Annotated in this window: 8 protein-coding genes; 7 read left to right on the forward strand and 1 reads right to left on the reverse strand. The window is 73.6% G+C overall.

Features of this window, described 5'->3' with window-relative positions; translation table 11 throughout:
- The first annotated feature begins 11 nt into the window (after window positions 1-11).
- On the forward strand, window positions 12-3,146 hold the full coding sequence (locus N5875_RS34235) for a condensation domain-containing protein (RefSeq protein ID WP_338498113.1): 3,135 nt from the start codon (window positions 12-14) through the stop codon (window positions 3,144-3,146).
- 140 nt (window positions 3,147-3,286) lie between these two features.
- Here the strand turns inward: N5875_RS34235 and N5875_RS34240 are convergent, their stop codons facing one another.
- Complete coding sequence (locus tag N5875_RS34240; RefSeq protein WP_318206380.1) at window positions 3,287-4,021, reverse strand: hypothetical protein; 735 nt, start codon at window positions 4,019-4,021, stop codon at window positions 3,287-3,289.
- 192 nt (window positions 4,022-4,213) lie between these two features.
- Here N5875_RS34240 and N5875_RS34245 point away from each other — a divergent pair, with 192 nt between their 5' ends.
- The 6 genes from N5875_RS34245 (at window position 4,214) to N5875_RS34270 (ending at window position 15,056) form a co-directional block, all read left to right on the forward strand.
- A complete protein-coding gene (locus tag N5875_RS34245; protein ID WP_318206379.1) occupies window positions 4,214-5,413 on the forward strand; it encodes a cytochrome P450 in 1,200 nt (399 codons plus the stop codon).
- Between the two features lie 2 nt (window positions 5,414-5,415).
- Window positions 5,416-6,219, forward strand: coding sequence for a thioesterase domain-containing protein (locus N5875_RS34250; RefSeq protein WP_318206378.1), 804 nt, complete (start codon window positions 5,416-5,418; stop codon window positions 6,217-6,219).
- Window positions 6,209-7,600, forward strand: a complete 1,392-nt coding sequence (locus tag N5875_RS34255) for a condensation domain-containing protein (RefSeq protein WP_318206377.1) — start codon at window positions 6,209-6,211, stop codon at window positions 7,598-7,600. The genes N5875_RS34250 and N5875_RS34255 overlap by 11 nt, the downstream gene beginning before the upstream one ends.
- Window positions 7,601-7,650: 50 nt before the next feature.
- Entirely contained in the window at window positions 7,651-12,951 is a 5,301-nt protein-coding gene (locus N5875_RS34260) for an amino acid adenylation domain-containing protein (protein ID WP_338498118.1), read from the forward strand.
- A 133-nt stretch (window positions 12,952-13,084) separates the two neighbouring features.
- On the forward strand, window positions 13,085-13,300 hold the full coding sequence (locus N5875_RS34265) for an MbtH family NRPS accessory protein (protein WP_318206375.1): 216 nt from the start codon (window positions 13,085-13,087) through the stop codon (window positions 13,298-13,300).
- 151 nt (window positions 13,301-13,451) lie between these two features.
- A complete protein-coding gene (locus N5875_RS34270; RefSeq protein ID WP_338498119.1) occupies window positions 13,452-15,056 on the forward strand; it encodes an amino acid adenylation domain-containing protein in 1,605 nt (534 codons plus the stop codon).
- Window positions 15,057-15,099: the final 43 nt, after the last annotated feature.

Genomic DNA, 15,099 nt, shown 5'->3' on the forward strand with positions numbered 1-15,099 from the left:
GAGTGGTGACGGTGGAGCAGACGATCCAGTTCGAGACGTCGTTCGCGCAGCAGAGCCTCTGGTTGCAGCACCAGCTCGATCCGGACCGGCCCACGTACCACGTGGTGTCCGTCGTGGGGGTCAGGGGAGTCCTCGACGCGGCCGTCCTGGAGAAGGCGCTGAACACCGTCGTGGAGCGGCACGAGGCGCTGCGCACCGTCTTCGCCCTGGCCGACGGGGCGCCGGTCCAGGTGATCGCTCCCGGGGAACCGGTGACCGTCCGCGTCGTCGAGGTGGCGCCGGACGGGGTCGAGGCGGAGGTCCGCGAGGAGGGTCGACGGCCCTTCGACCTCAGGAACGGCCCCCTCCTGCGTTGCACGCTCCTGAGGCTCGCGGCCGACCACCACATCGTCGTCCTCGCCCTGCACCACATCGTCACGGACGGCGTCTCCTCGCGGATCCTCTTCGCCGAGCTGTCGGCCGCCTACGAGGCACACCGCGAGGGTCGAGAACCGGAGCTGCCCGAACTTCCCATCCAGTACGCGGACTTCGCCGTGTGGCAGCGCGGCCGGCTGCGGGGCGAGACGCTGCGGGAACTGACCGACTACTGGAGCGGACAGCTGGCCGGCGCCACGTCCCCGCGCCTTCCGGCGGACCGGCCGCGGCCCGAGGTGGCGACGTCACGCGGCCGTTCCTACTGGTTCACGCTGCCCGCACCCCTGATGGACCGGCTGGAGGCGCTGGCCAGGGAGCGGCGGGCCACGCTGTTCATGGCCCTGCTCGCGGGGTTCGACGTGCTGCTCTCCCGCGTCTGCGGCCAGGACGACATCACGGTCACGTCCCCGACGGCGGGCCGCGAACGCCCCGAACTCGAGGGACTGATCGGCTACTTCGTCAACACCCTGCCGCTGCGCGTGGACACGGGGGGTGATCCCCGCTTCGTCGAGCTGATCGACCGGGTCCGCGACACCTGCGTGGGAGCCTGGGACCACCAGGAGCTCCCCTACGAGCTACTGCTCGAACACCTGCGCGCGGAGCGGCCCTCCGGGGACCGTACGGCCGACGCGCCCGTGATGGTGGTGCTCCAGAACATGACGCGCCCCTCGTGGACCGCCGCGGGTCTCGCGTTCGAACCCATGTGGACGGAGACCGGCACCGCGAAGACGGACCTGCTCCTCGACGTCTCGCCGGGCGCCGACGTCTACCGGGCCCGCATCGAATACCGCACCGACCTGTTCGACGAGGACACCATCGCCCGCATGGCGGCACAGCTGACGACGCTGCTGCACTCCGTCGCCGACCTGCCCGAGCAGCGGATCTCCGGCATCCCCCTGCTGACGCCGGAGGAACGGACGGCGGTCCTGACCGCCGCCGACCGGACCGGCGTGGGCGGCGGGCCCGACGCCCACGCCGGTCCGGCCGAGGAGTGGGCGCGCCTGACCCCCGAGGCCCCGGCCCTCCTGCACGGGGGCGAGCGGATCGACTACGCGGAGCTGGACCGCCGGGCCACCGACCTCGCCGACCGGCTCCGCGGGGAGGGCGTCGGTCCGGAGACGACGGTCGCGCTGCCGCTCGACGCCGGACCCGACCTGCTCGTCGCCCTCCTCGCCGTGAGCAGGGCCGGTGGCGGGCACCTGGTCCTCGACCGGAAGAGCCCGGTCGAGGTCGTCGGCCGGGCCGTCAGGGCCGCCGGCGCCTCGCATGCCGTGACCGACGGCTCCGCGCACCCGCTGCCCGACTCGGTGAAGACCATCGCCCTCGGTACGCCGGACCCGATCGCCCGGCCGGATTCCGACACCCGGGCCGGGAGCGGCGCGGCCGTCTCCGGTCCCGCGCCGACACCCCCGCCCGGCAGCCTGGCCATGACCGCGCCCGGCATCGGATACGGAGCCCGCTCCGGCGCGCTCCACAGCCACGGCCAGCTCGCCGCGGGGGCACGTGCCGCCGCCGACGCCCTCGGCCTCGCGCGGGGCGACCGCTACCTGCTCGTCGCCCCGGATCCCGAGCGGTTCGCGGCCGAGGCGTGGCCCGTGCTCGCCGCGGGCGCCGCGCTGGTCCTGGCGGAGACCTGGGCCGCCGCCGAGAAGTCGGACGTCACAGTCGTCTCCGTCTCCGGGGCCTCTTCCGACGAGGAGGCGCACCCCTCCGCGCTGCCCTCCTCGGTGCACACCCGGATCTTCTGGGACGACCGCTTGCCCGCCGCCGACGAGCGGGGCGAGTGGGCCGCCGCACACGGCCGCTCGCTCCACGCCCGCACGATGCCGGAAGTGGCGGGCCTGTACGCGGTCGGTCCGCTGCCCCCGGAGGGCTCCGCCGAGCGCACGGCCGCCGATCTCGCCCCGGGGCTGCGGGCCCACGTCCTCGACGCCCGGATGGAGCCGGTGCCGTTCGGCACGACGGGTGAACTCCACCTGGCGGGAGCGGCGGTGGGCCGGGGCTACCGGTCGCATCCCCGCGAGACCGCGGCCCGCTTCGTACCGGATCCGCATGGCGCGACCCCCGGCGGACTCCTTCACCGCACCGGTGAACTGGCGCGACTGCGTCCCGACGGGGGACTGGAGATCGTCGGGCGTGCCGACGGGCTCGTCCGCTCGGGAGGCCTGCGCGTCACCCCGTCCGCGGTCGAGGAGACGGCGGCGGCCCACCCGGACGTGGCCGACTGCGTGTGCTTCGTTCTGCCCGAGGCCGCCGACGGGCAGGGCCTGGTGCTGTACGTGGCACCGCGCCCCGGCGTCTCGGTGGATCCGCGTGCCACGGCGGCGTACCTCCACGAGCGGCTGCCCGGGGCGGCCGTGCCCCGGGTGATCGTCCCGGTCGGCCGGATCCCGCGCGACGCCTCGGGCGCCCCCGCCTACGGGGACCTTCCCGCGCCGGAGACGTCGCCCGACGGCCGGGAGCGTCACGTGGAGCCCCGCACGCCCTTCGAGGAGGAGATCGCCGGCATCTGGCGGGAGGAGTTCGGCATCGACTCCGTCGGGGTGTACGACGACTTCTTCGAGCTCGGCGGCCAGTCGCTGGCGGCGGTCCGGGTGGCGGCGCGCGTCCAGGAGCTCTTCGGTGTCGACCTGCCGCTGCGGGAGCTGTACGCCGACTTCACCGTCGCGGAGATGGCCTGGCGGGTCCTCGAAGCGCTGACCGGCTCGGACGCGGACGGCACCGGACTCTGACGGACGACGGCCGTGACTCTGTCGGACGACGGACGACGGCCGTGACTCTGTCGGACGACGGACGGCGGCCGTGACTCTGTCGGACGACGGACGACGGCCGTACGAGCCGCCGACCGCCGTCCGTCCGTGGTCATCGCGCCTCAGGCGCCGTCCGTCGACGCGGGCCACTCCATCCAACGGGTGGTGGCACGGGCCAGCAGCCTGTCGCCGTCGCCGTGCAGCACCGTGGTGTGGGACGTGGTGCGGGGGTCCCGCTGGTCGAGGCGTGCCGTCACCACGCAGGGTTCGCCCACCGACGGCAGGTCCAGGACCTCCGCGTGCATCCAGCCCAGGACCCGGGTCACGTCCGTCGCTCCGACGGTCCAGCCCGCCGGACAGTCGAGCACGCTCCAGACGACCTCCGGCGCGACCCGGCCGGCGCGGAGCGGCACGGAGGCGTCGGGGACCCACGGGCAGGCCACGTGTCCCGGCTCTCCCGGCACCGGCCCCGGCGCCAGCAAGAGGCCGCCCGGCGCGGATCTGGCGGGCCCGCACACGAAGCAGGTGGGGAAGGGATGGCGGCGACGGCCCTCGAAAAGCCCGGCGGCCTCGTGCGCGACGGCCGGCGAGACGGTACGCAGGGGCGCCACGCCGTGCCGCGTCGGTGACGCCGTCGCCACGAGTGTCGCCCCGTCCCACACGTGCGTGCGCCGGCCGGCGGCCTCGACCCGGAGCGGCACCTCCAGCGGGGGCGGGTGGTGCAGGGAGACCGCGACGGGCCCGGGGAGGGCGGCGGAGGCCGCCTCGGCGACAAGCCCGCAGAAGAACCCTCCGTTGGCGCTGTGCGCGGGGCCGTTGAACCGGGCGGGGACGACGAGCGTATCCATGTCTGTCACGTCAGCGGAGTCTGCCCTGCGGGCACGGGAGAACCAGTCAGGGGATCCACGGACTGGCCGCCCTCGAAGAGGCTGCTGTTGCATCGGTCCCCCAGCGTCGGCACGCACCGGAAAGCGTGGACCGGCACGGCGGCGGAACGAAAGCGATGTGACTTCTCTATGCGGCTGTCCGGACCGGTAGATCCGCTGTCCGTGGACCTGGACGCGGTGGACCTCACCGACCCCCGTACGTACGCGCACGGCGATCCCCACCCCGTGTGGCAGGCCATGCGCGCCCGTGAGCCGGTGCGCTGGCACCCCAAGGGCGACGGGGGCTTCTGGTCCGTCACCACCTACGACGACGCCTCGTTCGTCCTGCGCGACCACACAGCCTTCACCTCCGAACGGGGAACCCTGCTGAGCCTTCTGGGCAAGGACGATCCGGCCGGCGGACGGCAGATGGCGGCCACCGACCCGCCCCGGCACACCCGGATGCGGGCGCCGCTCCAGCGCGCCCTGACGATCAAGGCGGTGGAGCACTCCACCGACGTCATCGCCGGCCAGGTGCGACGCCTGCTCGCCCCGGCCCGCTCCGGAGAGCCGTTCGACCTCGCCGAGGCCCTCACGGAGCTGCCGATGGCGGTCGCCGGGATGCTGATGGGTCTGCCCGAGGAGGACTGGCCGAGGCTCACCCGTCTCACTCTGATGTCCATCGCCGCGGAAGACCCCGAGTACATGGCGCAGTCGACCCCGGAGGAGACGGCCGCCCTCGCACACCGCGAACTGTTCGCCTACTTCGCGGAGGTCGTGCGCCTGCGCCACAGGAAGCCCGGCGACGACCTCATCACCCTGCTGATGAACACCGCCGTCGACGGTGAGCCGCTGGGACCGGGTGAGGTCCTCTCCAACTGCTACAGCCTGCTCCTGGGCGCGAACGTCACCACCCCCTACGTGCCGCTGGCCGTCTTCGACAGCCTGCTCGGCACGCCCGCCCTGGACGACCTGCTCAGTCCCCACTCGGTGAGCGACACCCTGGAGGAGGCACTGCGCTGGGCCTCGCCCGCCAACCACTTCATGCGGCACGCACAGCACGACGTGGATCTGGGCACCAGCCGGATCCGGGCCGGTGACGCGGTGGTCGTCTGGCTGGGGTCCGCCAACCGCGACGAGAAGGTCTTCACCGACCCGTACGTCTTCGACCCCCGCCGCAAGCCGAACCGGCACATGGCCTTCGGCAGCGGCGCCCACTACTGCGTCGGCCACACCGTGGCGCGGGTCAGCCTGCGCACCCTGCTGACGGAGCTCGCCGAAGGTTTCACGAGCTTCGAGAGGGCCGGCGAGACCGCGCACCTGAGCTCGAACTTCGTCGCCGGAATCAAGCATCTCGTCGTGACCGCGAAGGTGAGGAACTGACGATGGCCGCCGTACGCACCGGAAAGTGGCTGATGAGGGAACCGTCCCCGGACGCTTCCTCCCGCATCTTCTGCCTGCCGTACTCGGGCTGTGGCGCGAGCATGTACCGCGACTGGCCCAGGTTCGTGGGGGAGACGGAGATCTGCCCCGTTCAGCTGCCGGGCCGGGAGAACAGGTTCCGTGAGAAGCCGTTCTCCTCCTTCGACGAGCTCGCCCGCGCGGTGAGCGTGGGGCTGCTGCCGTACCTGGACCGCCCCTTCGCCTTCTTCGGGCACTGCAGCTCGGCACTGGCCGGGTACGAGATCGTGCTGCACATGGCACGGGCGGGCTACCCGCGTCCGGCCCGGCTCTTCGTCTCCTCGCAGGTGGCCCCCCATCAGGGGCCCCACGGGCGCTTCCTGGACCTGTCGGGCCCCGAACTCCAGGCGGAGGTGACCGGGCTGCTGGCCGGCCTCGGCGTGCCGAGCAGGCCCGACCTGGTGGAACTCACCACCGAGGTGCTGGTCGCCGACGTGGCGACACACCGGAACTACGGCGTGGTGGACCCCACACCGGTGAACTGCCCGGTCACCGCCATCGGCTGGGACGCCGACACCGAAGTCCCCCACGACCTCATGGGCGGGTGGAGCGACATCGGCGACTGCGACTTCACCGTGCTGAACGGGCCGCACTACGCGTTCATGGACGCCCCGGCCGAACTGGTGGAGGTGCTCGCGGGCGGGCTCGCCGGGCCGGGCGGGACCGACGAGCCGGGAGCGGCCGCCGGGCGGGCGACCGCGGCAGAGGGAGACCCCAGTGGACCGTGACCGGATCGAGGAACGCGCCAGGATCGAGCGGGAGCTGCTGAACCGCCGCCGCGCCGCCCGCACCATTCCGGTGCTGCCGCGCACCGAGGGCGAGCAGCGCTTCCCGGCCGCGGTCTCCCAGGAGGGGATGTGGCAGGGCGTGGCGGACACCTCCGGCCCCTCGCTGGCCATCGTCAGCGCCCTGCGGCTGCGGGGGCCGCTGGACGTCGCCGCATTCGAACGGTCCTGGAACGCCGTGATCGCGCGGCACGAGACGCTGCGCACCGCGCTCCGCGTCGAGGACGGCCGGCTCACCCAGATCGTCGCGGAACGCGTGGCGGCGACGCTGCGGGTCGACGACCTGGACCTCGCCGATCTCGACCGGACGGTGTACGAGGAGGTCGACCGCCCCTTCCCGCTCGACCGGGCACCGCTCGCGAGACTCCGGCTCTTCCGGGTGGCCGAGGACGACCACGTGGCGCTGCTCCTGCTGCACCACATCATCGGCGAGGCACGCTCCCTGGAGGTGGTCGTCCGGGACCTTTCGGCCCACTACGCGGCCGACCTCGCGGGCGTGCCGTGCGCGCTGCCGCCGCTGCCGGTGCAGTGGGCCGACTTCGCGGCCTGGCAGCGGGACCGGCTCGAGGGGGCCAGAGGCGCCGAGCTGATCGCGTACTGGTCCGCGCGACTGGCCGGCGCGGAACCGGCCGTCATGCCGAACGACCGGGAACCCGGCGCCGACGCGGGCCCCCTGGGCGGGATGTCGATCGTCCCGCTCCCCGACGAACTCCACCAGGGGATGCTCGCCCTGGCCAAAGAGCGCCGCACCACCCTCTACACACTGGGCCTCTCCGCCTTCACCGTGCTCCTCGCGCGCCACTCCGGCCAGCGCGACATCGCGGTCAACGCACCCGTGTCGTACCGCAACCGGAGCGAACTGCGGGACCTCGTGGCGGACTTCTCCGGCGACGTCGTCATCCGCACCGACCTGTCGGGCGACCCCACCTTCGCCGAACTCGTCTCCGCCACCCACGAGCGCGTCACCCAGGACTTCGCCTATCCCGAGCTGCCCCCCCACCTCCTGGAGCCGTACCTCGACACCCCCGACCTGATGAAGCGCATCGACGACGTCCAGTTCACCGCCGAAGAGGAACTGGACGTCCTCCTGGAGACCGGGGAGCTGCGGACCGAGAGGATCACGGCCGCCCGCCAGTACGTACTGCGCCCGCTGAGCGTCCGGCTGCGCCACGACGCGAACGGCGCCGTGGTCCAGGTCCGCTATCGGACCTCCCACTTCTCCCCGTCGCGCATCGAGCGGCTGATGAGCCGGTACGTGGACGTGCTCGAGGAGATGACGGCGCACCAGGAACGCCGGGTGTTCGCCCGCCCGGGAGATCTGTGACCCGCTCAGTACCGGTGGTGTCCGGCCGCCGACGATCATCTGGAGCCAGCGTGCAAGCCTCGACCTTCGTCGACATCCTGTCGCGACGGGCGGAAGCGACCCCGTCCCGCACGGCCTTCGAGTTCCCGTCCGACGACGGCACGTCGGCGGTGCTCACCTACGCGCGGCTCGACGAGAGGGCCCGCACTCTCGCCCGGGTGCTCGGGGAACACCGTGCGGCGGGCGCCGGCGTCCTGCTGCTCTTCCCGCCGGGCGAGGACTACATCGTGGGGTTCCTCGGCTGCCTGTACGCGGGGGCCGTCGCCGTCCCCGTAGCCCTGCCGGCCGGCGCGCGCGGCGAGCCCCAGGTCCTGGCCGTCGCCGCGGACTCCGGAGCCGTCGTCGCCCTCACGGACACGGCGACGAAGGCCCAGCTCCACGGCCGCGGATCGGCCCTGCTCACCGTGCCCGGCCTGCGGTGGATCGAGATCGACGGCCTGCCGGAGCCGGCCGGTGAGCCCGCCCCCGGTCGGCCGCCCGCCCCGCACGCGCCCGCGTTCCTCCAGTACACCTCGGGATCGACCGGCACCCCCAAGGGCGTCGTGGTGCGCCACGACAACCTGGTGCACAACTCGCGGATCATCGCGGGCGCCATCGGCGCGGGACCCGAGAGCTCCAGCGTCAGCTGGCTGCCGCCGTACCACGACATGGGACTGATCGGCGGCATCCTGCAGCCGCTCTACAGCGGCTTCCCCAGCACGATGCTGCCCCCCACGGCCTTCCTGCGCAGCCCGATGCGGTGGCTCGACGCCATCAGCAGCCGAGGGGCCACGCTCTCCGCCGCACCGGACTTCGCCTACCTCGAGGCCGTCCGGCGGACCACCCCCGAGGAGCGCCTGCGGCTCGATCTCAGCCGCTGGGAGCACGCGCTGGTCGGCGCGGAGCCGGTGCGCGCGTCCACGATGGAGGCGTTCGCGCGGGCCTTCGCCCCCGCGGGCTTCCGTCCCTCGGCCCTCCACCCCTGCTACGGCCTCGCCGAGGCCACGCTGCTGGTCACCGGCGGAACGCCCGCCGACGGCCGACCGCGCACGGCTCGCGTCTCCCGGCAGGACCTGGCGGAGGGCCGGGCGACGGACCGGACCGGATCCGTGTCCGGGCCGACCGCCGTGCTCACGTCGAGCGGCCGCCCGCGGGGCGAGGACCTGGTGGTGGTGGTCGACCCCGACACCGGCCTGCGGGCCGGGCCCGACCGCGTCGGCGAGGTCTGGGTCGCCGGACCGACCGTCGCCGACGGGTACTGGAAGCGTCCCGAGGAGACCGAGCGGGTCTTCCGGGCGCGCCTCGCCGGCCACGGCGACCAGGACTTCCTGCGCACGGGCGACCTCGGCTTCCTTCGGGACGGCGAGCTGTACGTCACGGGCCGCGTCAAGGACGTCATGGTCGTCAGGGGCAGGAACCATCACCCGCAGGACGTCGAGCAGACCGCGGAGTCCGCGCACCCGGGGCTGCGGCCGACGCGCGGCGCGGCCTTCTCCGTCGACGACGGCGACACGGAGCGGGTCGTGCTCGTCCACGAGGTGCAGCGCGGCTTCGCCCCGGCGGAGGCGGCCGACGTCGTGACGGCCGTGCGCAGGGCCGTCGCCTCCGAACACGGGATCCACCTCCACGATGTCGCCCTGGTACGGCCCGGCACCATCCCGCGTACCACCAGCGGCAAGATCCGCCGCTCCGCCTGCCGCGAGCTGTGGGCGTCCGACGCCCTGGCCCGCGTGGCGCCCGCGGCCACGGCCCGCGACGCGGACCCGGAGACGGGACCCGCCTCCGGACTCCTCGCGCACCCCGAACTGGCCGCGCTCCTCCGCGAGGTGCTCGGCGACGACGCGGACCGGGCCGAGGCGGACACCGCACTGGTCGGCCTCGGACTGGACTCGCTGCGGGCCGTGCACCTCGCCTCGGCGCTGCGGGAGTCGTACGGCCGCGACGTCCCCGTCGCCGAACTGCTCGGCGGCATGACCCCGGCCGACCTCGACCGGGCCCTCTCCCTCGGCCCTTCCTCACCCGTGGAGACCCCGCCCTCCGCCCTCGTCGAACCAGCCGTACGGGACCACGCGACCGACCGTCAGCGGAACATGTGGCTCCTCGACCGGATGGGCGCCGGTCGCGCCTACCACGTCGTCGGCGGGGTACGGCTGACCGGACCCGTGCGTCCGGAACTGCTCCGTGACGGCCTGACCGAACTCGTCCGGGCCCACTCAGGACTGCGCACCGTCTTCGCGCTCGGCGCCGACGACGTGCTGAGGACCGTCGAATCGCCTCCGTACGCCGTCGAGTTGCCCGTACGCGACATCCCCGCGAGCCCCGGCCGGGACGAGGCCGACCCGCGGGACGCGATTCCCGTGCACGCCGCCGAGGCCATCGGAGAACTGGCGGCCGAGCCGTTCGACCTGGCGGAAGGACCGCTGCTGCGCGCGGTGCTGCTGCGCGCGGCCGAGGACGAGTGGTACCTCGGCGTCGTGGCCCACCACGTCGTCCTGGACGGCTGGTCCATGGGCCTCCTGCTCGGGCGACTCGGCGCGTACTACCGAGAGGGGCGGGCGGACGGCGTGGCCCTTCCGGACCCGGTGCTCCTGCCGTCGCCGGCCCTCGACCCGGCCGCCGAGGCGTTCTGGCGCGACCGTCTGGACGGCGCCGAACCCGTCGAACTCCCGTTGGACCGGCCCGTGCCGCCCACGCCGTCCTGGCAGGGCGCGGCGCTGCCGTTCCGGCTCGACGCCGCGGCAACGACACGGCTGAAGTCCGCCGCGGCGGCGCGCAACGCGACCCCGTTCATGGCCCTGCTCACGGGCCTCTCCGCCGTTCTGACCCACTGGACCGGCAAGGACGACCTCGTGATCGGCACGCCGGCGGCGGGCAGGCACCGGCCCGGCACCGAACAGGCGGTCGGACTGCTCGTCAATCTGGTGCCCCTGCGGGTCGACGCGTCGGGCAACCCCCGGTTCGAGGAACTCCTGGACAGGGTGCGCGACACCTGCCTGACCGCCTACCCGTACCAGGACCATCCGTACGAAGAGATCCAGCGGCACGCGGGAGTCGACCGCACCGGCGGCCGGGCGCCCCTGGTACGGGTGTCGCTGGCCTTGCAGAACCTGCCGGCCCTCCCCTGGGAGGCGCGGGGTGTTCACGCGGAACCCTTCGAACTCCCCAGCCCAGGGTCACAGTTCGAACTCGCCCTGCACGTCTTCGAGCGGCCCGACGGCGGTCTCGACGGCCACGCGGTCTACGACACCTCGCTCTTCGAGCGCGGTTCCGTCGAGTCCCTGCTCGACACGCTGCGGCTCGTCCTGGAAACCGCGGCGGACCGGATGGACACCGTCGTGCGGGAGCTGCCGCTGGTCTCCGAGACGGCACTCGACCGCCTGGTCCACGAGTTCGGCGGGCGCGACGTGCCGGCACTCGCCGACGGCCTGCTCCACACGGCCTTCGAGGCGCAGGCGGAGCGCACCCCGGAAGCGACCGCCGTGGTGGCGCAGGACGCCACGGTCTCCTACGGCGAGCTGGAGGAACGGGCCAACCGGCTGGCCGGCCTGCTCCGCTCGATGGGGGCGGGACCGGACGCACGGGTCGGGGTCTGCCTCCCCCGCTCTCCCGAACTGGTCGTCGCCCTCCTCGCCGTGCTGAAGGCAGGGGCCGCCTACGTACCCCTCGACGCCGAGCACCCGCCCGGTCGCCTCGCCGGCCTGCTGGCCGACGCACGCCCGAGCACCCTGCTCACCACGGGGGAACTCGCCGCACGCCTGGGAGAGCACGGAGCGCGGCTCGACGACGGAGACGGCGCCGCCGGGGGCGGCGCGCCCGTGGTGGTCCGCCTGGACGCGGCGCCGCATCCCGCCGCCGGATTCCCGGCTTCCCGCCCGTCCCGGCGGGCGGACGGCCGGAACCTGGCCTTCGTCGTCTACACCTCGGGAACCAGCGGCACGCCGAAGGCGGTGATGACCCCGCACGCCGGTGCCACGAACCGCGTGGAGTGGATGCAGCGGGACCTCCCCCTCGGCCGGTCGGACGCGGTGCTCCACAAGACGTCGGTGGGCTTCGACGTCTCCGTGTGGGAGATCTTCTGGCCGTTGAGCGTCGGCGCGAGGATCGTGCTGGCGAAGCCCCACGGGCAGCAGGACCCCCGGTACCTGGTCCGGCTCATCCAGGAACAGGCGGTCACCACCTGCGACTTCGTCCCCTCGATGCTCGCGGTGTTCCTAGACGAGCCGGGCGTCGGCGGATGCGCGCGTCCCCTGCGCCGGGTGTTCTCCAACAGCGAGGCGCTGTCACCCGCACTGGCGGACCGCTTCCACGAGCGCCTGCCGTCGGTGGAGCTGTTCAACCTGTACGGACCCACCGAGGCGACCATCGAGGTCGTCGGCCACTCGGTGCGCCCCGGCGCCCACCAGGGCGCCCGGCTGCCGGTCGGCCGCCCGATCCCGGGGGCCCGCGTGTACGTCCTCGACGACCGCGGCCGTCCGGCGCCGGTGGGGATGCCCGGTGAGGTGTGCATCGGCGGCCTGCCCGTCACCCGCGGCTACTGGGGGCGCCCCGGGGCCACCGCCGAGCGGTTCGTGCCCGACCCCTTCGAGCCGGGCGGACGTCTCTACCGAACGGGCGACCTCGGCCGCTGGACCGCCGACGGAACGCTCGACTTCCTCGGCCGGGCGGACGACCAGGTGAAGATCCGGGGCCACCGGATCGAACCGGCCGAAGTGGAGACCGCGCTGGCCGGGCACCCGGCCGTCAGTGCCGTGGCGGTGGTGCCCAGGCCCGGTCCCGACGGCAGGCTCCGCCTGGTCGCCTACACCGTGCCGGCGGCGGGGGAGGAGAAGACGGCGGACGCCGCCGAGCTGCGGTCGTTCCTGTCCGGACGGCTGCCGGAGGCGATGATCCCCGCCGCCTTCGTCCAGCTCCCCGCCCTGCCCCTGGGCCCGAACGGCAAACTCGCCCGCCGCGCCCTGCCCGACCCGGAACCGGCCGACGCGCCGTCCGCCCACGTGGCGCCCGCCACCGAGACGGAACACCGGCTGGCGGCGATATGGAGCGCACTCCTCGACATCCCGGGGGTCTCCGTCACGGACGGCTTCTTCGAGCTCGGCGGGCATTCCCTGCTGGCCACCCGCATGGTGGCCCGCATCCGTGAGGACGTGGGCGTGGAGCTGTCCGTCGCCGAGCTCCTGAGGGCCGGAACCACGATCCGGTCGCTCGCCGGAACGGTGGAACGCGCACAGCTGGACCAGACGTCACCCGACGAACTGGAACGGCTCCTGCGCGAGTTGGACGGCATCTCCGACGAGGCCGTGACCGGTCTGCTGGACGCCGGCGACGACGTATGACCACCCCCTGCTCCCGGGCCCCGAGCGGAACGGGAGTAGGGAGGTTTCCGGACATGGCCCGCCGGGCTTCCTGTGCCAGATTGACTGCACCTTCCGATTGGCCGGACCTTTACGCGCACACCAGGAGCATGAGATGGCTGACGCACTGCAGGACGACGACCGATACCTGGTCGTCCTCAACGACGAGCTCCAGTACTCGATCTGGCGCTCCGGCACGGACGTCCCCGAGGGCTGGCGCGCCGAGGGCGCCGAGGGCAGCCGGGAGGAGTGCCTCGCGCACATCGACCGGGTCTGGACGGACATGCGGCCGCTGAGCCTGCGCCGTCACATGGAGCAGCAGGGGGCCTGAGCGCGGGCGCTGCTCCGAGGCGCACCCCGACACCGCGAGGGCAGGCGCTGTAGGGGGCTTCCCCGACTGCTGTCCGCGCCGACCGTTCACGAGGATGTGTGCGCCCGGACGTCCGGGCGCACGGGTCGCAGCGATCTGGAGACGTCACCTCATGAGAAATGTGCCCCGAGCGCACGGAACCGACACGTCCCCCGTGCGGGGCCTGGGCGTCGGCCGTTCCGTACCGGGACCGGGCTCCCTCGGCCCTGACTTCCGCGAGTGGAGCGTCCCCCGCCGGATCGCCGGTGTGGCCGCCGAGGCCCCGGACCGGATCGCGATCGACGGGGCCACGCGGCTCTCGTACGCCGAGATGATCGGCCGTGTCCGCCGCTGGGGCCGGGTGGTGACGGACGCGGGAGCCGGGCGCGGTTCGCTCGTCGCGGTCTGCCTGCCCCGTACCCCCGAGATGCTGACGGTGATGATGGGGGCCTGGGAGGCCGGGGCGGCGTACGTGCCGCTGGATCCCGACCACCCCGTCGCCCGCGTCGAGGGGGTGCTGCTCGACGCGCGGCCCGCGGTTCTGGTCACGACGCGGGAACTCGCCTCCCGGCTGCGGGCCCCCGACGGTACGACCGTCGTCCGGGTGGAGGACGTCGACGTCGACGCGCTCCCCGACGTGCCGGCCGGGGAGGGCCCCGGGCCGCTGGACCTCGCCTACGTCATCTACACCTCGGGGTCCACGGGCCGTCCGAAGGGGGTGATGATCGAGCACCGCAGCCTGGCGAACCTGGTCGAAGGACTGCTGACGGCGGCGGGCATGGGCGCGGACGACCGCACCCTCGCCGTGGTGCCGTTCTCGTTCGACATGTCGGGGACGGACATCTACGTGACCCTGACGGCAGGGGCACGTCTGGTGGTCGCCCCCCGAGGCGCCGCCGGGGACCCGGAGCGGCTGCACGCCCTGCTGACGGAGCACCGCGTCACCATCTGCCAGGCCACTCCGGCCACCTGGCGGCTCTACGCGGACCTGGGCCACCCCACGCCGGAGCTCCGTGGCGTCTGGTGCGGTGGCGAGGACCTCCCCGGCACCCTCGTCGAGCGGCTCGCGGCCGGCGGGGGCGTGGAGATCCACAATCTCTACGGGCCCACGGAGACCACCATCTGCTGTGTGCACGGCCGGGTGCCGACCGACCCCGTCGAGACGATCAGCACCATCGGCGTTCCCCTCGCCAACACCACCGCGTACGTCGTGGACGAAACGGGGGCTCTGCTGCCGCGGGGAGCCGAAGGGGAACTGTGGATCGGCGGCGTCGGAGTCGGACGCGGCTATCTCAACCGCCCCGGCCTGACCGCCGAACGCTTCGTCCCCGACCCCTTCGTGCCCGGCGGCAGGGTCTACCGCACCGGCGACCTGGTGGCCTGGAACGAGAACGGGACGCTGCGCTACCTCGGCCGGATCGACGAGCAGGTGAAGATCCGCGGCAACAGGGTCGAGCTCGGCGAGGTCGACACGGCCCTCTGCGCGCACGCGGACGTCTCGGCGGCCGTCAGCCTCACACGGCGGGACCGCACCGATCAGAACCGGCTCGTCTCCTTCGTCGTCCCCAAGCCCGGCCGCATGGTGGATCCCGCCCAGGTCAGGGACGTACTGGCACGGCACCTGCCCGACTACATGGTGCCGGCCGAAGTGGTGACGGTGGAGGAGTTCCCGCTGAGCGCCAACGGGAAGGTCGACCGGGCGGCGCTCGCCGCATCCCGCGGGCCCGATCGGCCGTGAGCGGCCTCGTCCCGCACTCTTCGCACGGACGACGGCCGCGCGG

This window comes from Streptomyces sp. SJL17-4 (assembly GCF_036826855.1).
GTDB lineage: Bacteria > Actinomycetota > Actinomycetes > Streptomycetales > Streptomycetaceae > Streptomyces.

Excerpts from the sequence above, each read along its gene's own strand:
- N5875_RS34265 (WP_318206375.1), top strand. The coding sequence starts at position 13,085 with ATGGCTGACGCACTGCAGGACGACGACCGATACCTGGTCGTCCTCAAC.
- N5875_RS34250 (WP_318206378.1), top strand. The coding sequence starts at position 5,416 with ATGGCCGCCGTACGCACCGGAAAGTGGCTGATGAGGGAACCGTCCCCG.
- N5875_RS34270 (WP_338498119.1), top strand. The coding sequence starts at position 13,452 with ATGAGAAATGTGCCCCGAGCGCACGGAACCGACACGTCCCCCGTGCGG.